This window comes from Flavobacterium hydrophilum (genome assembly GCF_003202405.1).
GTDB lineage: Bacteria > Bacteroidota > Bacteroidia > Flavobacteriales > Flavobacteriaceae > Flavobacterium > Flavobacterium hydrophilum.
Map to the genome: position 1 here is coordinate 110542 of NZ_QJHL01000007.1, position 26186 is coordinate 136727.

Annotated in this window: 20 protein-coding genes and 4 tRNA genes; 21 read left to right on the forward strand and 3 right to left on the reverse strand. The window is 33.7% G+C overall.

Translation table 11 applies throughout. The annotated features are described in order from the left end of the window. Nucleotides 1-38 precede the first annotated feature (38 nt). From DMB68_RS21310 to DMB68_RS21400, 19 genes are all read left to right on the forward strand, one after another. Entirely contained in the window at nucleotides 39-926 is an 888-nt protein-coding gene (locus DMB68_RS21310; RefSeq protein WP_110348655.1) for a ComEA family DNA-binding protein, read from the forward strand. A gap of 12 nt (nucleotides 927-938) precedes the next feature. After that, the gene (locus DMB68_RS21315; protein WP_110348656.1) at nucleotides 939-2081 is read left to right on the forward strand and encodes an acyl-CoA dehydrogenase family protein; all 1143 of its coding nucleotides are present in this window, start codon (nucleotides 939-941) and stop codon (nucleotides 2079-2081) included. A gap of 119 nt (nucleotides 2082-2200) precedes the next feature. After that, nucleotides 2201-2395 (forward strand): 30S ribosomal protein S21, encoded by a 195-nt coding sequence (gene rpsU, locus DMB68_RS21320; RefSeq protein WP_110348657.1) that lies wholly within the window; start codon nucleotides 2201-2203, stop codon nucleotides 2393-2395. Between the two features lie 163 nt (nucleotides 2396-2558). After that, nucleotides 2559-3452: a tyrosine-type recombinase/integrase gene (locus DMB68_RS21325; RefSeq protein WP_110348741.1), complete on the forward strand. Its 894-nt coding sequence runs from the start codon at nucleotides 2559-2561 to the stop codon at nucleotides 3450-3452. Nucleotides 3453-3486: 34 nt separating this feature from the next. Further along, the gene (gene hpf / locus DMB68_RS21330) at nucleotides 3487-3789 is read left to right on the forward strand and encodes a ribosome hibernation-promoting factor, HPF/YfiA family (RefSeq protein WP_110348740.1); all 303 of its coding nucleotides are present in this window, start codon (nucleotides 3487-3489) and stop codon (nucleotides 3787-3789) included. A gap of 91 nt (nucleotides 3790-3880) precedes the next feature. After that, nucleotides 3881-3954 (forward strand) — tRNA-Thr (locus DMB68_RS21335). Between the two features lie 52 nt (nucleotides 3955-4006). After that, nucleotides 4007-4087: transfer RNA gene (locus DMB68_RS21340), tRNA-Tyr, on the forward strand. Nucleotides 4088-4175: 88 nt separating this feature from the next. Then, nucleotides 4176-4247, forward strand: a tRNA-Thr gene (locus tag DMB68_RS21345). Nucleotides 4248-4300: 53 nt separating this feature from the next. Next, the gene (gene tuf / locus DMB68_RS21350; protein ID WP_031456758.1) at nucleotides 4301-5488 is read left to right on the forward strand and encodes an elongation factor Tu; all 1188 of its coding nucleotides are present in this window, start codon (nucleotides 4301-4303) and stop codon (nucleotides 5486-5488) included. 64 nt (nucleotides 5489-5552) lie between these two features. Continuing rightward, nucleotides 5553-5623 (forward strand) — tRNA-Trp (locus tag DMB68_RS21355). 18 nt (nucleotides 5624-5641) lie between these two features. Then, on the forward strand, nucleotides 5642-5839 hold the full coding sequence (secE, locus tag DMB68_RS21360; RefSeq protein WP_047777913.1) for a preprotein translocase subunit SecE: 198 nt from the start codon (nucleotides 5642-5644) through the stop codon (nucleotides 5837-5839). A gap of 10 nt (nucleotides 5840-5849) precedes the next feature. Then, entirely contained in the window at nucleotides 5850-6401 is a 552-nt protein-coding gene (gene nusG / locus DMB68_RS21365; protein WP_029273444.1) for a transcription termination/antitermination protein NusG, read from the forward strand. Between the two features lie 68 nt (nucleotides 6402-6469). Then, complete coding sequence (gene rplK, locus DMB68_RS21370; RefSeq protein WP_110308668.1) at nucleotides 6470-6907, forward strand: 50S ribosomal protein L11; 438 nt, start codon at nucleotides 6470-6472, stop codon at nucleotides 6905-6907. A gap of 13 nt (nucleotides 6908-6920) precedes the next feature. Then, nucleotides 6921-7610 carry a 50S ribosomal protein L1 gene (gene rplA / locus DMB68_RS21375; protein ID WP_110348658.1) on the forward strand — a complete coding sequence of 230 codons (690 nt, stop codon included), beginning with the start codon at nucleotides 6921-6923 and terminating at the stop codon, nucleotides 7608-7610. A 22-nt stretch (nucleotides 7611-7632) separates the two neighbouring features. Continuing rightward, nucleotides 7633-8133 carry a 50S ribosomal protein L10 gene (gene rplJ, locus DMB68_RS21380; protein WP_110348659.1) on the forward strand — a complete coding sequence of 167 codons (501 nt, stop codon included), beginning with the start codon at nucleotides 7633-7635 and terminating at the stop codon, nucleotides 8131-8133. A 93-nt stretch (nucleotides 8134-8226) separates the two neighbouring features. Beyond that, nucleotides 8227-8598, forward strand: coding sequence for a 50S ribosomal protein L7/L12 (gene rplL, locus DMB68_RS21385; protein ID WP_007807437.1), 372 nt, complete (start codon nucleotides 8227-8229; stop codon nucleotides 8596-8598). 265 nt (nucleotides 8599-8863) lie between these two features. Continuing rightward, nucleotides 8864-12676: a DNA-directed RNA polymerase subunit beta gene (gene rpoB, locus DMB68_RS21390; protein WP_110348660.1), complete on the forward strand. Its 3813-nt coding sequence runs from the start codon at nucleotides 8864-8866 to the stop codon at nucleotides 12674-12676. 259 nt (nucleotides 12677-12935) lie between these two features. After that, on the forward strand, nucleotides 12936-17243 hold the full coding sequence (rpoC, locus tag DMB68_RS21395) for a DNA-directed RNA polymerase subunit beta' (RefSeq protein ID WP_110348661.1): 4308 nt from the start codon (nucleotides 12936-12938) through the stop codon (nucleotides 17241-17243). A 54-nt stretch (nucleotides 17244-17297) separates the two neighbouring features. Then, nucleotides 17298-17606 (forward strand): DUF3467 domain-containing protein, encoded by a 309-nt coding sequence (locus DMB68_RS21400; protein WP_025572408.1) that lies wholly within the window; start codon nucleotides 17298-17300, stop codon nucleotides 17604-17606. 238 nt (nucleotides 17607-17844) lie between these two features. On the opposite strand, the gene DMB68_RS21405 is transcribed toward DMB68_RS21400, so the two are convergent. Then, nucleotides 17845-19437, reverse strand: coding sequence for a peptide chain release factor 3 (locus DMB68_RS21405; protein ID WP_110348662.1), 1593 nt, complete (start codon nucleotides 19435-19437; stop codon nucleotides 17845-17847). A gap of 348 nt (nucleotides 19438-19785) precedes the next feature. On the opposite strand from DMB68_RS21405, the gene DMB68_RS21410 reads away from it, so the two are divergent. Both DMB68_RS21410 and DMB68_RS21415 read left to right on the forward strand, forming a co-directional pair. Beyond that, nucleotides 19786-21219, forward strand: coding sequence for a peptidylprolyl isomerase (locus DMB68_RS21410; protein ID WP_110348663.1), 1434 nt, complete (start codon nucleotides 19786-19788; stop codon nucleotides 21217-21219). A gap of 77 nt (nucleotides 21220-21296) precedes the next feature. Next, the gene (locus DMB68_RS21415) at nucleotides 21297-22250 is read left to right on the forward strand and encodes an AAA family ATPase (protein ID WP_110348664.1); all 954 of its coding nucleotides are present in this window, start codon (nucleotides 21297-21299) and stop codon (nucleotides 22248-22250) included. A 54-nt stretch (nucleotides 22251-22304) separates the two neighbouring features. Here the strand turns inward: DMB68_RS21415 and xrtN are convergent, their stop codons facing one another. Both xrtN and DMB68_RS21425 read right to left on the reverse strand, forming a co-directional pair. Then, entirely contained in the window at nucleotides 22305-23618 is a 1314-nt protein-coding gene (gene xrtN / locus DMB68_RS21420) for an exosortase N (RefSeq protein ID WP_110348665.1), read from the reverse strand. Continuing rightward, complete coding sequence (locus tag DMB68_RS21425) at nucleotides 23546-26044, reverse strand: XrtN system VIT domain-containing protein (RefSeq protein ID WP_110348666.1); 2499 nt, start codon at nucleotides 26042-26044, stop codon at nucleotides 23546-23548. The genes xrtN and DMB68_RS21425 overlap by 73 nt, the downstream gene beginning before the upstream one ends. Nucleotides 26045-26186 lie beyond the last annotated feature (142 nt).

Sequence of the window (26186 nt, forward strand, 5' to 3'; positions counted from 1 at the left end):
TAAATTTATACTTTTATGGCTTAATAAACTTTGTCCTAATGAATTTTACAAATATTGGTTCACATTTTAAGTTTACAAGTCAACAGCGTAAAGGTGTTTTTGTACTTTTTATTGTTATTATAGCTTTACAATTATTTTATTTTTTTTCAGATTTCAGTCAGACTGAAAAAATCTCTCAGAAAAAACAAGAATGGCTGGCTTTGCAATCTGAAATTGACTCACTAAAAGCAATTCAAAATAAGGATAAACCAAAAATTTATCCTTTTAATCCAAATTTTATTTCAGATTATAAAGGATATAAACTAGGAATGTCAATTCAGGAAATTGATAGATTGCTGGCTTACAGGAAAGAAAATAAATATGTGAATTCTGTTGAGGAATTTCAGAAAGTGACAAAAGTTTCGGATTCTTTATTAAATGCTATTTCGCCTTATTTTAAATTTCCGAATTGGGCGCAGAATAAAAAAACTTTTAAAAACTACAAAAGTGAATATGTTCTAAAATCATTTTCTAAAAAAGAAAAAGTTACAGTTTTAGATATTAACCAGGCAAGTCAGGAAGACTTTATGAAAATTCACGGAATTGGTGAAGCGTTATCATTGCGAATTTTAAAGCAAAAAGAAAGTCTTGAAGCTTTTGTTTCGATGGAACAAATAAATGATGTTTGGGGACTTTCTCCGGAAGTTATAATCGAATTGAATAAACATTTTAAAGTTTCCGTGTTTCCAAAAATAAAAAAAATAGCTGTAAATGACGCGTCTTTAAAAGAGTTAGCCAAGTTTCCATATTTCAGATATACACTGGCAAAACAAATTGTGACCTTTAGAAGTATGAATGGAGATATTCAAAATATTGAGGATTTATCAAAAATTAAAGGGTTTCCTGTTGAAAAAGCAAATATAATTGGTTTATATTTGGAGTTCTAAAACAGGTTACAAATGAATTTTGATTACAATGAAACGCAATCTATGATTGCTCAGTCTATAAAAGATTTTGCTGAAAAAAATATAAGACCTTATATAATGGAATGGGATGAAGCGCAAATATTTCCAATTCCTCTATTTAAAAAACTGGGTGAAATGGGATTTATGGGAGTTTTAGTTCCCGAAGAATATGGAGGATCTGGTTTAGGTTATCATGAATATATTACTGTAGTCGAAGAAATTTCAAAAGTAGATCCATCGATAGGATTATCTGTTGCAGCTCATAATTCGTTATGTACGAATCACATTTTAACTTTCGGAAATGAAGCACAAAAGAAAAAATGGCTTCCAAAATTAGCAACTGCAGAGCATATTGGTGCGTGGGGATTAACAGAACACAATACAGGTTCTGATGCTGGTGGAATGAATACTACTGCTGTTAAAGATGGTGACTTTTGGGTTGTAAACGGAGCTAAAAATTTTATAACTCATGCAATTTCAGGAGATGTTGCTGTTGTAATTGTTCGTACAGGTGAAAAAGGGGATTCAAAAGGAATGACTGCATTTGTTTTTGAAAAAGGAATGCCAGGATTTACATCTGGAAAAAAAGAAAATAAATTAGGTATGCGTGCAAGTGAGACCGCAGAACTGGTTTTTGATAATTGCCGTGTGTCTGATGCAAATAGATTAGGAGAAGTAGGGCAAGGCTTTGTTCAGGCAATGAAAATATTAGACGGAGGAAGGATCTCAATTGGCGCCCTGTCACTTGGAATTGCAAAAGGTGCTTATGAGGCAGCTTTGAAATATTCCAAAGAAAGACATCAGTTCGGGCAGCCAATTAGCAGTTTTCAGGGTATATCCTTTAAATTGGCTGACATGGCAACTGAAATTGAAGCTTCAGAATTGTTATTGCACAAGGCGGCTTTCTTCAAACAACGACATAAACCGGTTACAACTATGGGGGCTATGGCTAAAATGTATGCTTCTGAAGCTTGTGTGAAAATTGCTAATGAAGCTATTCAAATTCACGGTGGTTATGGATATACAAAAGATTTTCCCGTTGAAAAATTCTACAGAGATGCTAAACTATGCACAATCGGTGAAGGAACAACTGAAATTCAAAAGTTGGTTATCTCCAGAAATTTATTGAAAGATTAAGAAGTTGAAGGTGATTTGGTTTATTAATTCATTCTCAAAAAAATAATTCATAATTTATAACTCATAATTCATAATTAATATATACTTTTGCAGCCTTAACGAAAGGAGGTGTCTATATTATGTTAATTATACCAATTAAAGACGGAGAAAATATCGATAGAGCATTAAAGCGCTATAAAAGAAAATTTGATAAAACAGGAACTGTTCGTCAATTAAGAGCACGTACTGCTTTTATTAAGCCTTCTGTTGTCAAAAGAGCTCAAATTCAAAAAGCGGCTTACATTCAAAACTTGAGAGATAGTTTAGAGAGTTAGTATATAGCTTTTGTAAAATAATAATTACCGTTAGTCATCAAAATGTAATAACTTTGATGCTAACGGTTTTTTTTATGCTTAATTCTGGGCTTTTATATAATCGAATTTAGAATTGCTTAAGTGAAATTGTGTTTTAGATATGAATGTATGTTGGGAATTAAAAATGAAAACAAATAAAGAGGCGTTTCGGGATTATCTTCAGTATGAGAAAAAGTATTCTCTTCATACTGTTAATGCTTATTTAAATGATATCACATTTTTTGAGGCGTTTAATATGGCTTATTTCGAACATGGGGATATTGATGGGGTAAATTATAGTCAGATTAGAAGTTGGATTGTTTCTTTGGTTGATGAAAATATTTCAAATGTTTCTGTTAATAGAAAAATGGCTTCATTGAAAGCGTATTATAAATTTCTATTAAAAATAAAGCAGATAGATGTTAGTCCGATGTTGAAGCATAAAGCCTTGAAGACGCCAAAAATTGTACAGATTCCATTTTCAGAAAAAGAGCTGGCAGATTTGATGCGGGAGGTGGCTGATCCGGTTGGTTTTGAAGAAATACGGGATAAGTTAATTGTGGATTTGTTTTACACAACTGGATTGCGAAGAGCAGAGTTGATTGGTTTAATGATTCATAATGTTGATTTGTCTTCTAGTGTGATTAAGGTTTTGGGTAAAAGAAATAAAGAGCGTATTATTCCGGTTTTGCCAATCGTTGTTGAGCAGTTTAAATCTTATTTAAGTGAGCGAGCTTCAGTGGAGAGAATAATAGATGTGGATTGTTTTTTTATTTCAAAAAAAGGGTTAAAATTGAGTGAATCTTTTGTGTATCGTTTAATAAATTCATACTTTAGTAAAGTCTCTGAGAAGGTAAAGAAGAGTCCGCATGTGCTTAGGCATACTTTTGCGACCCACTTACTTAATAATGGGGCAGATTTAAATTCAGTTAAAGAATTATTAGGGCATTCAAGTTTGGCATCGACACAGGTTTATACTCATAATAGTTTAGCAGAGCTTAAAAAGGTGTATGGTGATGCGCATCCAAGAAATAAATAGTAATTCTGAAATGTTAAACCCTAAAATTTATATTATGAAGGTAGATGTTCATGCAGTTAACTTCACTGTTGACAGAAAGTTGGTGGATTTTATTCAGGAAAGAATGGATAAGCTGGAAAAATACTACGATCGTGTTGTTTCGTCAGATGTTTTTTTAAAAGTTGAAAGAACAAGTGATAAAGAGAACAAGGCGGTAGAGATTAAGATTAATGTTCCTGGAGATGATTTTTTGGTTAAAAAACAGTGTAAAACTTTTGAGGAAGCTGTAGAGCTTTCTGCTGAATCTTTAGAACGTTTATTGGTAAAAAGGAAAGAAAAAGTAAGGGCACACATTTAATTGAAAATTTTTTTCGAAAAATGTTTTGATACAAAGATAAAATAGCTACATTTGCAGTCCGTTAGAAATAGCGGACTTTTTTATTGATATTGCCAGCGTAGCTCAGTTGGCTAGAGCAGCTGATTTGTAATCAGCAGGTCGTGGGTTCGAGTCCCTCCGCCGGCTCTAAATGTTTCAAATGCGATTTGAAATTGTTCATGCAATTATTGATAAAAAAGGGGAGATACTCAAGCGGCCAACGAGGGCAGACTGTAAATCTGCTGTGTGAACTTCGCAGGTTCGAATCCTGCTCTCCCCACAATAAAAGAAGTTGAGGTTTTGGATTTTAGTTTTAGATTTTTTTTAAATCTGATTCTAAATTCAAAGATCTAAAATCAGAACTCTCTGCCGACTTAGCTCAGGGGTAGAGTGCTTCCTTGGTAAGGAAGAGGTCACGGGTTCAATTCCCGTAGTTGGCTCAAGTAAGTAGGAAATTGAATTAATATATAACTAAGATTAAAAATTAAGTAAAATGGCAAAGGAGAATTTTAATCGTTCCAAACCGCACTTAAACATAGGTACAATTGGACACGTGGATCACGGAAAAACTACATTAACTGCAGCAATTACAAAAGTATTGTCTGATGCTGGTTACTGTCAAGCAAAATCTTTTGATCAAATCGATAACGCTCCAGAGGAGAAAGAAAGAGGTATTACCATTAATACATCACACGTAGAGTATGAAACAGCTAATCGTCACTACGCTCACGTTGACTGTCCAGGTCACGCGGATTACGTAAAGAACATGGTTACTGGTGCTGCTCAAATGGACGGAGCTATCTTAGTAGTTGCTGCTACAGATGGTCCAATGCCGCAAACTCGTGAGCACATCCTTTTAGGTCGTCAGGTTGGTATTCCAAGAATCGTTGTTTTCATGAACAAAGTGGATATGGTTGACGATGCTGAATTGTTAGAGCTTGTTGAAATGGAAATCAGAGATTTATTATCTTTCTACGAATATGATGGAGATAATGGTCCTGTTGTTCAAGGTTCTGCTTTAGGAGGATTGAATAATGATCCTGCTTGGGTACCAAAAATCATTGAATTAATGGAAGCTGTTGATGCTTGGATCGAAGAGCCAGTGCGTGACGTAGCTAAGCCATTCTTGATGCCGGTTGAAGATGTATTTACAATTACTGGTCGTGGAACTGTTGCTACAGGTCGTATCGAAACAGGTATTGCTAATACAGGAGATCCAGTTGAAATCATTGGTATGGGAGCTGATAAATTAACTTCTACTATTACAGGAGTTGAGATGTTCCGTAAAATCCTTGACAGAGGAGAAGCTGGAGATAACGTAGGTTTATTGTTAAGAGGTATTGATAAAGAATCTATCAAAAGAGGAATGGTTATCATTAAGCCAGGATCAGTAAAGCCGCACGCTACTTTCAAAGCTGAGGTTTATATCTTGAAAAAAGAAGAAGGTGGACGTCATACTCCATTCCATAATAACTACCGTCCACAGTTCTACGTACGTACAACTGACGTAACAGGAGTTATTACTTTGCCAGAAGGAGTAGAGATGGTAATGCCAGGAGATAACTTGACTATTAATGTTGCCTTGTTAAGCCCAATCGCAATGAGTGTAGGTTTACGTTTTGCTATCCGTGAAGGTGGTAGAACTGTAGGTGCAGGTCAGGTGACTGAAATCGTAGGATAATCCTGCAAAAAAAAACTATAAGAAGCCAGTTGATTTTCTTAATTGAAATGACTGGCTTTTAATTACGGGCGTAGTTCAAGGGTAGAATAGCGGTCTCCAAAACCGTTGATGGGGGTTCGAATCCCTCCGCCCGTGCAATAAAAAATATATCAAATGACAAAAGTTACTAATTATTTATCAGAGGCTTTCGAAGAGTTAAAGTCAAATGTTACTTGGCCTGCTTGGGCTGAAGTTCAGAAATTGACAATTGTTGTGGCTGTATTTTCGATTTTGTTTGCTTTGGCAACATGGGGAACAGACGAATTTTTTGCAAAAGCTTTGGCTGGATTTTTTAACTGGTTAAAAGGATAAATTTTTTGTGATGGCAGATAATAATGTGAAAAAATGGTATGTGGTTAGAGCAGTAAGCGGACAAGAGAATAAAGTCAAAGCTTATATCGAAACTGAAATTGCCAGATTAGGTATGGGTGATTATGTTTCCCAAGTTTTAGTGCCTACAGAAAAAGTAGTTACTGTAAAAGAAGGAAAAAAAATGTCTAAGGATAAAGTTTATTTTCCTGGATACGTTATGATCGAAGCCAATTTAGTTGGTGAGATACCACATATTATTAAGTCTATTACTAGTGTAATTGGATTTTTAGGTGAGATCAAAGGCGGAGAACCTGTTCCTTTGAGGCTTTCTGAAGTAAATAGAATGTTGGGTAAAGTAGATGAGTTGGCTGTAAACACAGATACTCGTGCTATTCCTTTCAACTTAGGTGAAACTGTAAAAGTGATCGATGGTCCTTTTAATGGTTTTAATGGTACAGTTGAAAAAATTAATGAAGAAAAGCGTAAACTTGAAGTAATGGTTAAGATTTTTGGAAGAAAAACACCATTAGAATTGAGTTTTATGCAAGTTGAAAAAGTATAATTTTTTGTTACATCTATAATATCCACCGTAATCGCTTCCAATGATTAGGGTGTTAAATTTTTTAAAAAATGGCTAAAGAAATTAGTAAGGTAGTTAAACTACAAGTTAAGGGAGGTGCTGCGAACCCGTCGCCACCGGTTGGACCTGCTTTAGGAGCTGCTGGGGTTAATATCATGGAGTTCTGTAAGCAATTTAATGCTAGAACTCAGGATAAACCTGGCAAAATTTGTCCAGTGCAAATCACTGTGTACAAAGACAAATCATTTGATTTTGTTGTTAAGACTCCTCCAGCTGCAGTACAGTTAATGGAAGCAGCAAAGCTAAAGTCTGGATCAGGTGAACCAAATCGTAAAAAAGTAGCTAGTGTTACTTGGGATGTTATCAAAGCAATTGCTGAAGATAAAATGGTAGATTTAAATGCATTCACAATCGAATCTGCAATGAGTATGATTGCTGGAACTGCAAGATCTATGGGTATAACTGTATCAGGAGATGCTCCTTTTTAATTAAGAGAAAGAAATGGCAAAATTGACAAAAAAGCAAAAAGAGGCTGCTTCAAAAATTGAAAAGAACAAACTATATACTTTGAAAGATGCTGCTGCATTAATTAAAGTTATAGCTTCTGCAAAATTTGATGAGTCTGTTGATATCGCAGTTCGTTTGGGTGTCGATCCAAGAAAAGCGAATCAAATGGTTAGAGGTGTAGTTACACTACCTCATGGTACTGGTAAAGATGTTAAAGTATTAGCATTGGTTACTCCAGATAAAGAAGCTGAAGCTAAAGAAGCTGGTGCTGATTATGTAGGTCTTGATGATTACTTACAAAAAATTAAAGATGGTTGGACAGATGTTGATGTTATCATCACCATGCCTGCTGTTATGGGTAAATTAGGTCCATTAGGTCGTATTTTAGGACCTAGAGGTTTAATGCCAAACCCTAAAACAGGTACAGTAACTATGGATGTAGCTAAAGCTGTTACTGAGGTTAAAGCTGGTAAAATTGACTTTAAAGTTGATAAAACTGGTATTGTACATGCAGGAATTGGTAAAGTTTCTTTTGGAGCTGAGCAAATTTATGACAATGCACACGAAATTATTCAAACATTAATCAAACTTAAACCAACTGCTGCTAAAGGTACCTACATTAAAGGTATTCACCTTACAAGCACTATGAGTCCTGCTATTGCATTGGACCCAAAAGCAGTATAATTGGTAGTTAATAATTTTTAGTATGACTAGAGAAGAAAAATCAATCGCGATTGAAGATTTAACTGCACAGTTAGCTGGTACAAATATCATTTATATTTCTGATATTTCTGGATTAAATGCAGAAACTACTTCAAGCTTGAGAAGAGCTTGCTTTAAAGCAGGTATAAAATTAGAGGTTGTAAAAAATACATTGCTTGCAAAAGCAATGGAAGCTTCATCTAATGACTATGGTGATTTACCTTCAGTTTTGAGTGGTAATAGTGCTATATTTATTTCAGATGTTGCAAATGCACCTGGAAAAATAATTAAAGATTTCAGAAAAAAATCAGCTAAACCTGTATTAAAAGGAGCTTATATTAATTCTGAAATTTATATTGGAGATGATCAATTAGATGCATTAGCAACTATTAAATCTAAAGAAGAACTTCTTGGAGAACTTATTGGATTATTGCAATCACCAGCACAAAGAATTATTTCAGCGTTACAAAATAAATTCGCTGGTAGCGAAGAAGCTGAGGCATAGTAATTCATTCAGGGGAATTAAGTTTTCCTGTTGCTTAATTAGCGCACAATAAACAAAATATAATTTTACAAATCATTTTAAACGATAGAAAAAATGGCAGATTTGAAACAATTCGCAGAACAATTAGTTAACCTAACAGTTAAAGAAGTTAACGAATTAGCAACAATATTAAAAGATGAGTATGGTATCGAGCCTGCTGCTGCAGCTGTAGTAGTTGCTGCAGGTGGTGGAGAAGGTGCTGCTGAAGAAGCACAAACTGAATTTACAGTTGTATTGAAAGAAGCTGGTGCTTCTAAATTAGCAGTTGTGAAATTGGTAAAAGAACTTACAGGTTTAGGTCTTAAAGAAGCTAAAGATGTAGTTGACGGTGCTCCAAGTAACGTTAAAGAAGGTGTTTCTAAAGAAGAGGCTGAAGGTCTTAAAAAATCATTAGAAGAAGCTGGAGCTGTAGTTGAGCTTAAATAATTCAACTCAGTTTTAAGAACTAGGTTTAGGTCCTGAGTTAACACTCAAAGGCCTAAACCATTTTTCGTATAATAAAATACATTAAATTTTATTATCAAATAGTTTAAAATACGAAAAAGTTTTTGATCAATACGAAGAAAAAAAATTGAACTGAATTCTTGGTTTATTTTTAAAGATGTATTGGTTTTAAAAAGAAAGTATAAACTACGCAGTGTGTTTTTACACAAAAAAAATTACTTTTTTTTAATCAAAATTTTGTCCATTGATGATAACAAATCAGACTGAAAGATTGAATTTTGCCTCTACCAAAAACATACCTCAATATCCGGATTTTCTAGATGTTCAGGTAAAATCGTTTAAAGATTTTTTCCAATTGGAAACCAAATCTGACGAAAGAGGCGACGAAGGATTGTACAATACCTTCATGGAAAATTTCCCAATTACAGATACCAGAAATAACTTTGTATTGGAGTTTCTTGATTATTTTGTAGATCCGCCACGTTATACCATTCAAGAATGTATAGAGAGAGGTCTTACTTATAGTGTGCCTTTAAAAGCCAGGTTAAAACTATACTGTACAGATCCTGAACATGAAGATTTTGAAACAATTGTACAAGATGTTTATCTTGGAACAATACCTTACATGACTCCAAGTGGTACTTTTGTAATCAATGGTGCCGAACGTGTTGTAGTATCTCAATTACACCGTTCTCCAGGGGTTTTCTTTGGACAGTCATTCCACGCAAACGGAACTAAACTTTATTCTGCAAGAGTAATTCCTTTTAAAGGTTCTTGGATAGAATTCTCTACAGATATCAACAGCGTAATGTACGCGTATATCGATAGAAAGAAAAAATTACCTGTTACAACCTTATTCCGTGCTATCGGATTCGAAAGAGATAAAGATATCTTAGAGATTTTCGACTTAGCAGAAGAAATCAAAGTTTCTAAAACAGGAATTAAAAAATATATTGGAAGAAGACTTGCTGCGCGTGTATTGAATACATGGCATGAGGATTTCGTTGATGAGGATACTGGAGAGGTAGTTTCTATCGAACGTAACGAAATCATCCTTGATCGTGATACAATTATTGACAAAGATAATGTTGAAGAGATCATAGATTCTAACGTTAAATCTATTTTGTTACACAAGGAGGATAATAACCAAGCGGATTATGCTATTATCCACAATACATTACAAAAAGATCCAACAAACTCTGAAAAAGAAGCTGTAGAGCACATTTATCGTCAGTTGCGTAACGCTGAACCGCCTGATGAGGAAACTGCTCGTGGTATTATAGATAAACTGTTCTTCTCTGATCAACGTTATAACTTAGGTGAAGTTGGTCGTTACAGAATGAACAAGAAATTGAATTTAGATATCCCTATGGATAAGCAAGTGCTTACCAAAGAAGATATCATTACAATTGTAAAATATTTGATCGAGCTTATCAACTCTAAAGCTGAGATTGATGATATTGATCACTTATCAAACCGTCGTGTTAGAACAGTTGGAGAACAATTGTCTCAACAATTCGGTGTTGGTTTAGCACGTATGGCTAGAACTATTCGCGAGAGAATGAACGTTAGAGATAACGAGGTGTTTACACCAATTGATTTGATTAATGCTAAAACATTATCATCAGTTATCAACTCTTTCTTTGGTACAAACCAGTTGTCTCAATTTATGGATCAAACGAATCCACTTGCTGAGATTACGCACAAAAGAAGATTATCTGCACTTGGGCCTGGTGGACTTTCGAGAGAGAGAGCTGGATTTGAGGTTCGTGACGTTCACTATACACACTATGGTCGTTTATGTCCGATTGAAACTCCAGAGGGACCAAACATTGGTTTGATTTCATCCCTTGGTGTTTATGCAAAAGTAAACGGAATGGGTTTCATCGAAACTCCATACCGTAAAGTAACAGATGGTGTAGTAGATTTAGAAAGCACTCCAATTTATTTAAGTGCAGAAGAAGAAGAAGGAAAAATGATTGCTCAGGCAAACATTGAAATGGATGCTTCTGGAAAAATCACTGCTTCTAATGTTATTGCTCGTGAGGAAGGTGACTTCCCAGTTGTTGAGCCATCAGCTGTACATTATACAGACGTTGCGCCTAACCAGATTGCTTCGATTTCAGCTTCATTGATTCCTTTCTTGGAGCATGATGATGCGAACCGTGCGTTGATGGGATCTAACATGATGCGTCAGGCGGTTCCTTTGATCCGTCCGGAAGCGCCGATTGTTGGTACAGGTTTAGAGCGTCAGGTAGCTTCAGATTCTAGAGTATTGATTAATGCTGAAGGAGATGGAACTGTAGAATATGTTGATGCAAACATCATTACTATTAAATACGACCGTACTGAAGAAGAAAGAATGGTAAGTTTTGATTCTGATGAGAAAACATACAACTTAATTAAATTTAGAAAAACAAATCAAGGTACAAGTATTAACTTGAAACCAATCGTAAGAAAAGGTGACAGAGTTATTCCTGGACAAGTATTGTCTGAGGGTTATGCTACTCAAAATGGAGAATTAGCTTTAGGTAGAAACTTAAAAGTTGCGTTCATGCCATGGAAAGGATATAACTTTGAGGATGCGATTGTAATTTCTGAAAAAGTAGTTCGTGATGATATTTTTACATCTATCCACGTTGATGATTATTCATTAGAGGTTAGAGATACTAAGTTAGGAAATGAAGAGTTAACAAACGATATTCCTAACGTTTCTGAAGAAGCTACTAAAGATTTAGATGAAAACGGTATGATCAGAATTGGAGCAGAGGTTAAACCTGGCGACATTTTGATCGGAAAAATTACACCAAAAGGAGAATCAGATCCTACTCCGGAAGAGAAATTGCTTCGTGCAATCTTCGGGGATAAAGCAGGTGATGTAAAAGACGCTTCATTAAAAGCTTCTCCATCTTTACATGGTGTAGTTCTTGACAAAAAATTATTTGCAAGAGCCGTAAAAGATAAACGTAAACGTACTCAGGATAAAGATGCTTTAGGCGCTTTAGAAATGGAATTTGAAACTAAATTTGTTGAATTAAAAGACAGATTAGTTGAAAAATTGTTCTTGATTGTTAACGGAAAAACATCTCAGGGTGTAATGAATGATTTGGGTGAAGAAGTTTTACCAAAAGGTAAAAAATATACTCAAAAAATGCTTTACGCAGTAGAAGATTTTGCTCACTTAAGCAAAGGTCAATGGGTTGCTGATGATGCTACAAATAAAATGGTTAATGATTTAATTCATAACTATAAAATTAAGCTGAACGACTTACAAGGATCTTTAAGAAGAGAAAAATTCACTATTACAGTTGGAGATGAATTACCATCTGGAATCTTGAAATTGGCTAAAATCTACATCGCTAAAAAACGTAAGTTAAAAGTTGGTGATAAAATGGCAGGACGTCACGGTAACAAAGGTATTGTTGCAAGAATCGTTCGTCATGAAGATATGCCTTTCTTAGAGGATGGAACACCAGTAGATATCGTATTGAATCCACTTGGGGTACCTTCACGTATGAACATTGGTCAGATTTATGAGACTGTTCTTGGATGGGCTGGTATGAACTTGGGTAGAAAATTTGCTACTCCAATTTTTGACGGCGCTTCTTTAGATCAAATTAATGAATTAACTGATGAAGCTAACGTACCACGTTTCGGACATACTTATCTTTATGATGGTGGAACTGGAGAGCGTTTTGCACAAAAAGCAACTGTGGGTGTAATTTACATGCTTAAATTAGGACACATGGTTGATGATAAGATGCACGCACGTTCTATCGGACCATACTCATTGATTACGCAACAACCACTTGGAGGTAAGGCTCAATTTGGAGGTCAGCGTTTTGGAGAGATGGAGGTTTGGGCACTTGAGGCTTATGGAGCTTCTAGTACACTACGTGAAATCTTAACTGTTAAGTCTGATGACGTTATTGGTAGAGCTAAAACCTACGAAGCTATCGTTAAGGGTGAAACTATGCCAGAACCAGGTTTACCAGAATCATTCAATGTATTAATGCACGAATTGAAAGGTCTAGGATTAGATCTTCGTTTGGAAGAATAAATAAAAGTTTGGTAGTCAGTCTCATTTTTTAATGGGACTGATTACTCATTTATATCAGTTTTTAAAGATTTATACCCGTAACCCGTTCCGATTTTTTATAACAATGCGATGCATTTTATAACTAGCACTTCAAATAATAGTTTGAGGTTTAGAGAAGTAACCCGTGGTAGTGGCGAATGATTAACTCTTTATCTTTTAAAGAGTAGATTATAAATCTAAATTCAATTTTTTAATTGTAAATAAATCAATAGTAAAAACTATGATGAATAACAGAAACAATAAAGATAAGAATCCAGTAAAAAGATTTAATAAAATTTCTATTGGATTGGCTTCGCCAGAATCTATCTTGAAAGAATCAAGAGGAGAGGTTTTAAAGCCAGAAACTATTAACTATAGAACTCACAAACCAGAGCGTGACGGACTTTTCTGTGAAAGAATCTTCGGACCAGTAAAAGATTTCGAATGTGCTTGTGGTAAGTATAAAAGAATTCGTTACAAAGGTATAATCTGTGACCGTTGTGGTGTTGAAGTTACTGAGAAAAAAGTACGTCGTGATAGAGTAGGACACATAAACCTTGTTGTGCCAATTGCTCACATTTGGTACTTCCGTTCTCTTCCTAACAAAATTGGTTATATCCTTGGTCTTCCATCTAAGAAATTAGATATGATCATTTACTACGAAAGATACGTAGTAATCCAGGCTGGTATTGCTAAAAATGCAGATGGAGAATCATTACAAAGATTAGATTTCTTAACTGAAGAAGAATATTTGAATATTTTAGATACTCTTCCACAAGAAAACCAGTATTTAGATGACATGGATCCTAATAAATTTGTTGCCAAAATGGGAGCAGAATGTATTATGGATTTATTAGCTCGTATTGACTTAGATGCTTTATCTTATGAATTAAGACACAGCGCTAACAACGAGACTTCTAAACAAAGAAAAACGGAGGCTTTAAAAAGATTACAAGTTGTTGAATCTTTCCGTGAGTCTAACTTAAACCGCGAAAACCGTCCAGAATGGATGATTATGAAAGTGGTTCCAGTTATCCCACCAGAATTACGTCCGCTTGTGCCACTTGATGGAGGTCGTTTTGCAACTTCAGATTTGAACGACTTATACCGTCGTGTAATTATCCGTAACAACCGTTTGAAAAGATTAATGGAGATTAAAGCTCCAGAAGTTATCTTAAGAAACGAGAAACGTATGTTACAAGAATCTGTAGATTCATTATTCGATAACACTCGTAAAGCTTCTGCTGTTAAAACAGAATCTAACAGACCATTAAAATCATTATCTGATTCCTTAAAAGGTAAGCAAGGACGTTTTCGTCAAAACTTACTTGGAAAACGTGTGGATTATTCTGCCCGTTCGGTAATTGTTGTTGGTCCTGAATTAAAATTATTCGAATGCGGATTGCCAAAAGATATGGCATCTGAGTTATACAAACCTTTCGTTATCCGTAAATTGATTGAAAGAGGTATTGTTAAAACAGTAAAATCTGCTAAGAAAATCATAGACAAAAAAGAGCCGGTAGTTTGGGATATTTTAGAAAATGTAATTAAAGGACACCCAGTATTACTGAACCGTGCTCCTACTTTGCACAGACTTGGTATTCAGGCTTTCCAGCCAAAATTAATTGAAGGAAAAGCCATCCAGTTACACCCATTAGTATGTACGGCTTTCAACGCCGATTTCGATGGTGACCAGATGGCGGTTCACTTACCATTAGGACCAGAAGCTATTTTAGAGGCACAATTATTAATGTTGGCTTCTCATAATATCTTGAACCCTGCAAATGGTGCACCTATTACGGTACCATCTCAGGACATGGTTTTAGGTCTGTACTACATGACCAAAGAGCGTATTTCTACAGAAGATCATATTATTTTAGGTCAGGATTTGACTTTCTATTCTGCTGAAGAAGTGAACATTGCATTAAACGAAGGAAGATTAGAATTGAATGCCCGTGTAAAAATTAGAGCAAAAGATTTTAATGATTCTGGAGAATTAGTGTACCAAATTATTCAAACAACTGCAGGACGTGTATTATTTAACGAAGTAGTACCTGAAGCAGCTGGATATATAAATGACGTATTGACTAAGAAAAACCTTAGAGATATTATCGGACACATTTTAAGTGTGACTGATGTACCTACAACGGCAGCTTTCCTGGATAATATGAAAGATATGGGTTATAAATTCGCATTTAGAGGAGGTTTATCATTCTCTTTAGGTGATATTAGAATTCCAGAACAAAAAACGAAGTTAATTGCTGATGCCAGAGAACAAGTTGAAGGTATCTCAACGAACTATAACATGGGTCTTATTACCAATAACGAGCGTTACAACCAGGTTATTGACGTATGGACTTCAGCGAATGCTCAGTTAACAGAGTTAGCAATGAAAAATATTAGAGAAGACCAACAAGGGTTCAACTCTGTATATATGATGCTTGACTCTGGGGCGAGGGGTTCTAAGGAACAGATTCGTCAGTTAACAGGTATGCGTGGATTGATGGCTAAGCCTAAAAAATCTACTGCCGGTGGTGGTGAGATTATTGAAAACCCGATTCTTTCTAACTTTAAGGAAGGTCTTTCGATCCTTGAGTACTTCATTTCTACTCACGGTGCTCGTAAAGGTCTTGCGGATACGGCTCTTAAAACGGCCGATGCTGGTTACTTGACAAGAAGGCTTCATGACGTTTCTCAAGATGTTATTGTTAACATCGAAGATTGTGGAACTCTTAGAGGTGTTGAAGTAGCTGCATTGAAGAAAAATGAGGAAATCGTTGAATCTTTAGGAGAGAGAATTTTAGGACGTGTTGCATTGCAAGATGTTATAAATCCACTTACTAACGAAGTGATGGTTGAGTCTGGTCAACAAATTACTGAAGCAATTATGAGAACTATTGAAGCTTCTCCAGTTGAAAAAGTAGAGGTTAGATCTCCATTAACTTGTGAGGCTACAAAGGGTATTTGTGCTAAATGTTACGGTAGAAACTTAGCTACCGGAAAAATGACACAAAGAGGTGAAGCTGTCGGAGTTATTGCAGCTCAGTCTATTGGAGAGCCAGGTACACAGTTGACACTTCGTACATTCCACGTTGGAGGGGTTGCCGGAGGTATCTCTGAAGAGTCTAGTATTGTTACAAGATTCAACGGTAGACTTGAAATTGAAGATTTAAAAACAGTTAAAGGAGAAGATAGCGAAGGAAATTCTGTTGATATCGTGGTTTCACGTTCAACTGAATTGAAATTGGTTGACGAGAAAACTGGAATTGTTTTAAATACACATAACATTCCTTACGGATCTAGTATTTTTGTTAATGATGGTGATACTGTCGCAAAAGGAACTGTAATCTGTAAGTGGGATCCATATAATGGGGTAATTGTTTCTGAGTTTACTGGTAAGATTGCTTACGAGGATTTAGAACAAGGACAAACATTCATGGTTGAAATTGATGAGCAAACTGGTTTCCAGGAAAAAGTAATTTCTGAGGCTAGAAACAAAAAACTAATTCCAACTTTATTGGTTTACGGTAAAGAAGGAGAATTAATTCGTTCATACAACTTACCAGTAGGTGCACACTTAATGGTTGAGAATGGAGAGAAAATTAAAGCTGGTAAAGTATTAGTTAAGATTCCACGTCGTTCTTCTAAATCTGGGGATATTACAGGAGGTTTACCAAGAATTACAGAGTTATTAGAAGCTCGTAATCCTTCAAACCCAGCTGTAGTTTCTGAAATTGACGGTGTTGTTTCTTTCGGAAAAATCAAAAGAGGTAACCGTGAGATCGTTATTGAATCTAAATTTGGTGATGTTAGAAAATATCTTGTAAAATTATCTAGTCAAATTCTGGTTCAGGAAAATGACTTTGTAAGAGCGGGTGTTCCATTGTCTGATGGAGCAATTACTCCGGATGATATTTTGAGAATTCAGGGGCCAGCAGCTGTTCAACAGTATTTGGTAAATGAAATTCAGGAGGTTTACCGTTTACAAGGGGTAAAAATTAATGACAAGCACTTTGAGGTAGTTATTCGTCAAATGATGCGTAAAGTAAGAGTTCAGGATCCAGGAGATACCTTATTCTTAGAAGATCAATTAATTCACACTAAAGATTTCATCGTTCAAAACGATAAATTATACGGTATGAAAGTAGTTGAAGATGCTGGAGATTCTTCAGTATTGAAACCAGGTCAGATTATTACACCTCGTGAATTACGTGATGAAAATTCGTTATTGAAGAGAAATGATAAAAACCTAGTTGTAGCAAGAGATGTAATTACCGCAACTGCAACGCCAGTTCTACAAGGTATTACAAGAGCTTCGTTACAAACTAAATCATTCATTTCGGCTGCGTCATTCCAAGAAACTACAAAAGTACTTAACGAAGCTGCAGTAGCAGGAAAAGTTGATGATCTTGAAGGATTAAAAGAAAATGTAATTGTTGGACACAGAATCCCTGCGGGAACTGGTATGAGAGAATACGATAATACAATCGTAGGATCTAAAGACGATTACAATGAAATGATGGCAAATAAAGAAGAGTATATTTATTAATTCTTATCAATTCCCTCTTTTCCGAAAGAGGGAAATTGAAAAAATATTCAAATTATGAGTAATCCGAAACAACAAGAGCAAATTAATATTGAGTTAGATGAAACTATTGCAGAAGGAATTTATTCTAATCTTGCGATTATCAATCACTCATCATCTGAATTTGTTTTAGATTTTGTAAATATTATGCCGGGTACTCCAAAAGCCAAGGTGAAGTCAAGAATTGTCCTGACTCCACAACATGCTAAAAGATTATTGAGAGCTATTGGAGAAAATATTCATCGCTTTGAAGCTGCCCATGGTGAAATCAAAGAAACTGAACAAGCACCAATCCCGCTTAATTTTGGTCCGGCAGGACAAGCATAAAAGTTTTAAAGCTCCAGAAATGGAGCTTTTTTTTATAAATAGTTTGTAAAAAGTGTATTTTGTCCGATTTAATTTACTTTCAACGAGTATGTTTTAATAGCTTACTGTTTAATCATACTTTTGACTTAACATAAAATAAAGAAAATTAATTTTTCCATATAAAGGTTAATTTAATTCTTAAAAAAGCGCCAACTTTCAAAGTTGGCGCTTTTTGATTTATATTTATAATGACAACATGCTATTCAAATTCCGAGGTGAAAAATAATTTCACATTTGGGTATTTACTTTGGGTCATTTGAATTGTAAAGTCAGAATCAGCTAAAAATACTAATTGTCCATATTTGTCATGAGCCAGAAATTTTTGTTTGATTCGTTTAAATTCTTTGAATTCTTCACTTTTAGGATCATTCGGTTTTACCCAACAAGCTTTGTGAACAGGAAAATTTTCATAAGTACATTTTGCGCCATATTCATGTTCTAAACGGTATTGAATTACTTCATATTGCAGCGCTCCAACTGTTCCGATAACTTTACGGTTATTCATTTCTAATGTAAACAACTGCGCTACCCCCTCGTCCATTAACTGATCAATTCCTTTGTCCAATTGTTTTGCTTTCATTGGATCAGCATTGTTAATGTATCTAAAGTGTTCAGGTGAAAAACTTGGAATTCCTTTGAAACTCATTAATTCTCCTTCAGTTAATGTGTCTCCAATCTTGAAATTTCCTGTGTCATGCAAACCAACGATATCTCCAGGATATGAAATATCAACAATCTCTTTTTTCTCAGCAAAAAAGGCATTCGGACTAGAGAATTTTAGGTTTTTCTTTTGTCGAACATGATAATAAGGTTTGTTTCTTTCAAATGTTCCCGAAACAATTTTAATAAATGCTAAACGATCACGGTGTTTTGGATCCATATTAGCATGGATTTTAAATACAAAACCGGACATTTTTTCTTCAGTAGGATCTACCAGACGGGTTTCAGAATCTTTTGGTCTTGGTGATGGTGCTATTGTAACGAAACAATCCAACAACTCGCGAACTCCAAAATTGTTTAACGCAGAGCCAAAAAACACAGGCTGAATTTTTCCATCTAAATAATCCTGACGTTCAAATTTTGGATATACTTCATCAATTAATTCTAATTCCTCACGAAGTTTCTCTGCTGCTTTTTGACCAACAATTTTATCTAATTCCGGATTGTTTTGAACGTCTGAAAAAGCAATAGTTTCTTCGATGTTTTTACGACTGTCTCCACTAAAAAGGTTGATGTTTTTTTCCCATAAATTATAAATTCCCTGAAAATCATAACCCATTCCTATAGGAAAACTTAATGGAGTAACTTTTAAGCCTAATTTTTGTTCTACTTCATCCATTAAGTCAAAAGCATCTTTTCCTTCACGGTCTAATTTATTAATGAAGACAATCATCGGAATGTTACGCATTCTACAAACAGCAACCAATTTTTCAGTTTGTTCTTCAACCCCTTTTGCAACGTCAATAACCACAATAACGCTGTCTACAGCAGTTAAAGTTCTAAAAGTATCTTCTGCAAAATCCTTGTGTCCGGGCGTATCAAGGATATTGATTTTTTTGTCATTATAATTAAAAGCAAGAACAGAGGTTGAAACCGAAATACCTCTTTGGCGTTCAATTTCCATGAAATCACTCGTGGCTCCTTTTTTAATTTTATTGTTTTTTACAGCACCTGCTTCCTGAATTGCACCTCCAAAAAGTAATAATTTTTCTGTCAATGTTGTTTTACCGGCATCAGGATGCGATATAATTCCAAAAGTTCTTCTGCGTTGTATTTCTTTTAAAAAGCTCATATTTTGTATAAATAGGTTGCAAAAGTACTATTAATTAATCCGATTTAAAAATAAATAAGATTCTGTTTTGGTTTAAGTAATTTCGTTTATTTGTTATTTATACCCGGGAAAATCATTAATATGTTTTTTCTTCATGCCTAACTATTTGCATTGTGTATAATTTTTTGTTAATAGTATGGCTGATAGTTGGATTATGTAATTGAATTGTTATTTTTGTTCGTTATAAGTTGTGAAAAAACGGTATCCAATTTTTTTGTGTTTTCTAAAGTTTTGAAAATATTGATTCATTGATTTCAGTTTTAAATAAACACTCAACCAAAGCCTTACATTCAAATTAAATTTAAAATAATGTTATTAAAAAAATTACAGCTAAAAACTATTGATTACAGGTTAGTGCTAACAATATGTTTTTTACTTTTTTTCAACTCAATAGTTTCTGCTCAGGAAGTCATTAAAGATGTTGTAGCGGAGAAACCTGTTGAAGCAGCCTCAGTTAATAAGCAAAAGGTTGACGGTATTATTGCAACAGTTGGAGACTACATTGTTTTAGACTCAGATATTGATAAAGGATATCTTGAAATTACTGCCCAAGGAGGCTCAATAAAAGATGTGACCAGATGTCAGATGTTAGGTAAACTTTTAGAAGATAAATTATATGCTCATCAGGCCATTCAGGATAGTATCATTGTAAGTGATGCTGAAGTTAAAAGTATGATGGATGAAAGGCTTACTTATATGATGAGACAAACGGGAGGAGATATTAATAAAATTGTTGAATTTTATAAAAAAAGCTCTGTAGAAGAATTTAAAACGTATTTTGCTGATATATTAAAAGAGCAAAAATTGTCTTCTGAAATGCAAAAAAAGATTATTGATGCCGTTGAAATAACTCCGGAAGAAGTTCGTAATTTCTTTAAAAAGATACCAAAAGATGAATTGCCAACTTTTGGGGCAGAGATGGAAGTAGCGCAAATAGTTGTAGAACCTAAAGTTTCAAAAGAAGATAAACAGAAAGTAATCGACAGATTAAACTCAATTAAAAAAGATGTTTTGGAGGGGTCAAGTTTTGCAACAAAAGCCGTTTTATATTCTCAGGATCCAGGATCTTCTCCTGCTGGAGGATATTATAAAATGACGAGGAAAACTCCTTTTGTCAAAGAGTTTAAAGATGTTGCTTTTAGTTTAGGAGAAGGCGAGATTTCAGAACCTTTTGAAACAACCTATGGATATCATATTATAATGGTAGATAAAATAAAAGGGCAAGAAGTAGAATTACGTCATATTTTAATATCGCCAACAGTTTCTGAAACAGCTTTAAAAGAAGCGAAGGAAAGAATCACAAATATTAGAAATAAGATTGTAAATAAAGAAATTTCTTTTGCGGATGCTGCCAGAAATGATTCTGATCAAAAAGAGACAAGAGCAAATGGAGGAACTTTAGTTAACCCGAATACTCAGGATACGCGTTTTGAACTAACTAAAATGGATGCAGCTTTATATGGACAGGTTTCAAATTTAAAAGATGATGAAGTTTCACAACCACTTCTGGATACAGATGATAAAGGTAAAAAAACATATAAATTGATCACTGTAACAAACAGAATTGATGAACATGTAGCTGATTATGCTAAAGATTATACTAAAATTAAAGAATTGGCTTTAAAAGAAAAACAAATCAGTACTATTGGGAAATGGTTTGATACTAAAATTAAAGATACATACATTAAAATTATTGGAGAATACAGAGATTGTAACTTTACTAATAATTGGTTGAAAAAATAATTTTTATTAAATAAAGAAAAGAGTTAGTTTTATGAATTCATAAAACTAACTCTTTTTAATTTAAAATATATCCATAAATGTCTGACGTAGCAGCAATTCATAATTTAGTTCAAAAAAGAAACGAATTAAAAACAGAGATAGCAAAAATCATTGTAGGGCAGGACGCCGTTGTAGATCAAATTTTACTTTGTATATTTTCAGGAGGGCATGCACTTTTAATTGGTGTTCCGGGCTTGGCAAAAACCTTAATGATAAATACACTTTCTCAGGCTTTGGGCCTGGATTTTAAACGAATTCAGTTTACTCCTGATTTAATGCCTTCGGATATTTTAGGAAGTGAAATTCTGGATGAAAACAGACAATTTAAGTTTATCAAAGGGCCAATATTTTCGAATATAATTTTGGCTGATGAGATCAACAGAACTCCTCCTAAAACTCAGGCAGCTTTGCTTGAAGCGATGCAAGAACGTTCTGTTACTATTGCGGGAGAAAATCATAAATTAGATTTGCCGTACTTTGTATTGGCAACACAAAACCCAATTGAACAGGAGGGAACTTATCCTTTGCCTGAAGCTCAGTTAGACCGTTTTATGTTTGCTGTAAAACTCGAATATCCAAGTTTTCAGGAAGAGGTACAGGTAGTAAAACAAACTACTTCTGATGTGAAAACCAAAATAAACCCTTTGTTTACGGCACAGGAAATCATAGATTTTCAACACTTGATCCGCAGAATTCCTGTAGCAGATAATGTTATTGAATATGCAGTGACCTTAGTGAGTAAGACACGTCCTGATAATCCTTTGTCAAATGATTTTGTTAAAAATTATCTGGATTGGGGAGCAGGACCAAGGGCTTCACAAAACTTAATTTTAGCGTCCAAAGCACATGCAGCTTTCAATGGTAAGTTTTCTCCTGATATTGAAGATGTAAAAGCAGTTGCAACCGGAATTTTGCGTCACAGGATTATCAAAAACTACAAAGCAGATGCTGAAGGAATAACAGAGGAAATTATTATTCAGAAGTTGATGTAAAAAATATATAAATTGTTAATTGCCTGAGATATCTTAAAATTTCTCAGGCTTTTTTTATAAAGTCAATTTACCTGTTTCATTTATAAGCCGTACAGGTTTGTTGTAAAAAAGTTTTATTAGTAATACTTCTGTGATTGAAGTATATTTTTTCTGATCACATTCATACCACCAATATGAAAGATATTGAATGTGATTTTTTTCTAATTTCACAAACCATATTTTAGACTTATTTTTTATTATTCTTTTTGATTCAGTAATTTTATAACCATCTCCTGTCCAGCAAATTGTAGGGTTGTGTGCTATTGTTTTAATATAAATGAGTTTTTCAGGAGCTACGATTTTAAAAACTTCCTTATTTATCCATATCCCGTTCTCAATATGATATTCAGGATTTAGATTTTCCAATAGATTGTAATGTGTTTCTTTTTTAATTTCCAGACTAGTAATAAAAATAATCACTAAGCCTGTCAAAAAGGGCAGTAAAGCTGGTAAAGATTGTGTTTTATAAATAGTTTCTTTTTGTTCAGTTTTAAAAAAACGAATCAAAAATAGCATGGGTACAATTTGATAAAATATAAAACAAAGTAATCCAATACTATGATGCAAAACATTCTCTTCAGTACAATCAAATAAAATCAACGATAGAATCCTGAAATAATTTGAAATAATATTCAAAACAATTACAATGAAACAGAAAGCGAGAATTTGTCTTATACTGAAATATTTTTGTTGTTTCCGTTCTTCTAAAGTTAGTAATAAAGCTCCGAAGAGTAATCCTGTTTTAAACATAGATAATCCCATGCAGGCTGTATCAATGGTAATTTTCGCATTGTTAATATAAAAATTAACGCCTTCAATTTTGTCTATTATGATGAAATTTTTCAGGGTTAAATAAACGGTATAACAAAGTGTCTGTTTTATTTCAGTTGTCAAATACTCGAAAAAAGTATTAAAAAGAGATGAAAACAATAGGATACAGATAAAAGCTATAAATGAAAATTTCCGGGTAAAGCTGTAATACAGAAAGCAAATCAATAATGACAATGCTAAAAAATGCAACGATTTTGTGTGCAGACGAAAGCTTATGAATTCCAATATAAAAATCATTCCTAAAAGAGGGTAGTTCATGTTGATTGAAGTTTTTCTACCACCGATAAGAAATAATAATATTGAGAAAACAATTCCGAAAAGGTTACTGTCAAGACCAGTAACAACAATGTTATAATTTATGATTAACAGAGTAAACAAAATCAAAATTAAAATTACCTTTTTGTTCTGTGATAAAAAGTCTTTCATTAGATAACCTGCTTTTTGTTTTTTCTGTAATAGAAGAAAAGTGTTGTAAAACCAATAATGATTAAAAGCCATTCATGAGGTTCCGGAACAGATCCGTCATTATTAACAGAAGCATTTCCTAAAGTATCAATGTTTTTTTCTATTCCGTTATTTTTATAATCTTCATCGGTTTCCAGAACAATTAAAGACGAAATTGGTGTAACAATATTAGCATCTTTAGCTAAATCAACATATTTGTTTTGTTTTAATGTGTCATTTTGAATTTCTACCTGATTATTTAAAATTTTTCCAAAGCAAAACATTCTGTACAGATGATTAGATCCTTTGCTGGTGGTTTTTTCAAGAACAGGATTTTCTTGAATTGCAATTCCGGCTGTTTCTATATTAATACTGTTTTCGAATGTTTTAAATTTTACAAAGTTGTTTGTGTTGATAAGACTTGAACAGTTTTTAATATCTGTTTGAAAATATTCTACATAACGCTGTTCTTTTACCGTCTGCCAAAAAGGATTTATTTCATCAGAAATATTAATGACTTTTAAATGTTTGTTTTTTGTGGATGATTTAATCTTTTTTAAATAATCAAAAGATTCTAACTCCTCAAAATTAGAAGAAAATCTGCCGCATTTTGTTATGATCAAACTATTGTTCTCTAACTTAAATAGAGGCAAAAGAGAATAATTAAGTTCCTGAAACTGATCAAATATATATTCACAATTTGTGGTATTGATTTCTTGTTTGGTATTGTTGATGATGACAAAGTTTTTTTTGTTAGGAATTTGTAGGAGTGCTAAAACTTCCTCAATATTCCAATTGTTCGTCAGGTCTAAGATTATTTCAGACGGAGAAAAACGAATTTTTTCTTTTTGGATTGGTTTTGCTTCATAACTCTTATTTTTCCAGACGAATACATTACTGACTGGTTCTTTACTTAAAGGAAGTTCTGCTTGCCATTCCTCTAAGCCTTCAGAGTTATTAATATAATAATTATTTTCAAAATCAAAATCTTTTGAAGCTTCAAATGCAGTATTTCCACTTACCTGAATTCTTGAGATTGTAGAGGCATTGTTAATATTTGGACCTTTAATGTTCAGACTTTGATAAGTGATTTTGTTGCCTTTGGTTTTTAATGGAGTAGTAAAGCCGCATTTAAAAGTTCGTGGCATTTCGCTGGTAACAGGAAAAACCCTAACTGTTACCCTGTTTCCTTCTTTCCATTGCATCAAAGAAGGATCTCGTGCTTCGACGCCAACAATTTGATTGTAGGCAGCTTTTGCTTTTTCTTTTGTGGTGAGAACCCCTTTTCTTTCTGTTCCATTAACCCATAATGATAGTGATGTGGCTACAGAACCTTCAGGGAGATGAAAAGAATAAATAGCTTCCTTTTGTCCCCAGCTTTTTTCATCACAGGCTATATCCATTGTAATTTCGGTGTATGCTAATCTTTCATTAGGGTAAATTTTTACATCTTCTTTAATGTTTTTCGTAATAAGGTCCCTGCCGCTCCAGAGTTGCTCTTCGGTCTCGAGTCTTTTGTTAAAATTAGATTTCAGAATATTTATTTGATCATCAGTGCTTAGATTTAATTCTTCTGTAAAATGATAAGCAATATTTAAAAACGGATTATGCGTTTTTCTTTCATTGTACTGTTGATTACTTCCAATACCATCAAGGCCTCTTAAAGTAAAGAACTCATCAGTTGCAATGTATACTATGTTTTTCTTTAGTAATATTTCATTGAAAAAATTTGGTTTTAGATTTTGAGATATTCTAATGTATGCCGGCAAATCATTATTCTCATCAAATGTTTTTGTAATACTGTATCGGTTTACTTTTTGGCTTTCTATATTTAATAATATAGTAAATAGAATGAAGCCAAATAAAACAGAACCCATTCCGGCACAAAAAGCATACATATTTCTTTTATGATCCAAAATTATTTTTGAAAGTATAACAGTGTGAGTAATAATTATAATTCCAGGGACTAAACCATAAAATCCAATTCCTAATACAATAATTCCAATTAGAGAAATAAAGAATAAAGGAATAAGAAATATGGCATAATATAGAATTAACAAGCAGGAAAACCCATTAATAAAATACGAAAAAATATTAATGTATTTGTCTTTAATATCGCTATAAATAACAAAGTTTGAAAAGCAAAACAGGAAGGTTGTGCAATAAACCCAAATTGGAAGATTTTCGAATATGTTGATTAGAATGTTTGCGGAGAAACATCCAATAAACCAATTCAGAAATAAAAACGGAATTAAGTGCTGGTATTTTTCTTTATTTCTTAAAACATTAAAAGTAAGAATTGCTGCATAGGGGAGTACAATAATAAGATTGATAACAGAAAGTGCTTCAAAACGTCCGAAATCGTAGTTGCTGCCTATTAACAATAAGATGAGTATGGCTGTGCTAAAAGAAGTAATAAAAAGACTAATTGTAGCTCCAATTCGGTCTTTAAAAAGATAATTTATTTCGTTTGTTTTCATATAAAGTTATTTTTAAATAGAAGTACTTTGAATTACAAAGTTATAAGAATAATTGAAATGTGATGATTTAATTTAATTTTTTTTAGAAATAAGTAGTTTTACGTATAAAAGAGGTTTGTAGATAAAAACTACAACGATATAA

What these genes read in the sequence shown, in the direction of transcription:
- DMB68_RS21310 (WP_110348655.1), top strand. Translation starts at nt 39, where the DNA reads ATGAATTTTACAAATATTGGTTCACATTTTAAGTTTACAAGTCAACAG.
- DMB68_RS21315 (WP_110348656.1), top strand. Translation starts at nt 939, where the DNA reads ATGAATTTTGATTACAATGAAACGCAATCTATGATTGCTCAGTCTATA.
- rpsU (WP_110348657.1), top strand. Translation starts at nt 2,201, where the DNA reads ATGTTAATTATACCAATTAAAGACGGAGAAAATATCGATAGAGCATTA.
- DMB68_RS21325 (WP_110348741.1), top strand. Translation starts at nt 2,559, where the DNA reads ATGAAAACAAATAAAGAGGCGTTTCGGGATTATCTTCAGTATGAGAAA.
- hpf (WP_110348740.1), top strand. Translation starts at nt 3,487, where the DNA reads ATGAAGGTAGATGTTCATGCAGTTAACTTCACTGTTGACAGAAAGTTG.
- tuf (WP_031456758.1), top strand. Translation starts at nt 4,301, where the DNA reads ATGGCAAAGGAGAATTTTAATCGTTCCAAACCGCACTTAAACATAGGT.
- secE (WP_047777913.1), top strand. Translation starts at nt 5,642, where the DNA reads ATGACAAAAGTTACTAATTATTTATCAGAGGCTTTCGAAGAGTTAAAG.
- nusG (WP_029273444.1), top strand. Translation starts at nt 5,850, where the DNA reads ATGGCAGATAATAATGTGAAAAAATGGTATGTGGTTAGAGCAGTAAGC.
- rplK (WP_110308668.1), top strand. Translation starts at nt 6,470, where the DNA reads ATGGCTAAAGAAATTAGTAAGGTAGTTAAACTACAAGTTAAGGGAGGT.
- rplA (WP_110348658.1), top strand. Translation starts at nt 6,921, where the DNA reads ATGGCAAAATTGACAAAAAAGCAAAAAGAGGCTGCTTCAAAAATTGAA.
- rplJ (WP_110348659.1), top strand. Translation starts at nt 7,633, where the DNA reads ATGACTAGAGAAGAAAAATCAATCGCGATTGAAGATTTAACTGCACAG.
- rplL (WP_007807437.1), top strand. Translation starts at nt 8,227, where the DNA reads ATGGCAGATTTGAAACAATTCGCAGAACAATTAGTTAACCTAACAGTT.
- rpoB (WP_110348660.1), top strand. Translation starts at nt 8,864, where the DNA reads ATGATAACAAATCAGACTGAAAGATTGAATTTTGCCTCTACCAAAAAC.
- rpoC (WP_110348661.1), top strand. Translation starts at nt 12,936, where the DNA reads ATGATGAATAACAGAAACAATAAAGATAAGAATCCAGTAAAAAGATTT.
- DMB68_RS21400 (WP_025572408.1), top strand. Translation starts at nt 17,298, where the DNA reads ATGAGTAATCCGAAACAACAAGAGCAAATTAATATTGAGTTAGATGAA.
- DMB68_RS21405 (WP_110348662.1), bottom strand. Translation starts at nt 19,437, where the DNA reads ATGAGCTTTTTAAAAGAAATACAACGCAGAAGAACTTTTGGAATTATA.
- DMB68_RS21410 (WP_110348663.1), top strand. Translation starts at nt 19,786, where the DNA reads ATGTTATTAAAAAAATTACAGCTAAAAACTATTGATTACAGGTTAGTG.
- DMB68_RS21415 (WP_110348664.1), top strand. Translation starts at nt 21,297, where the DNA reads ATGTCTGACGTAGCAGCAATTCATAATTTAGTTCAAAAAAGAAACGAA.
- xrtN (WP_110348665.1), bottom strand. Translation starts at nt 23,618, where the DNA reads ATGGCTTTTAATCATTATTGGTTTTACAACACTTTTCTTCTATTACAG.
- DMB68_RS21425 (WP_110348666.1), bottom strand. Translation starts at nt 26,044, where the DNA reads ATGAAAACAAACGAAATAAATTATCTTTTTAAAGACCGAATTGGAGCT.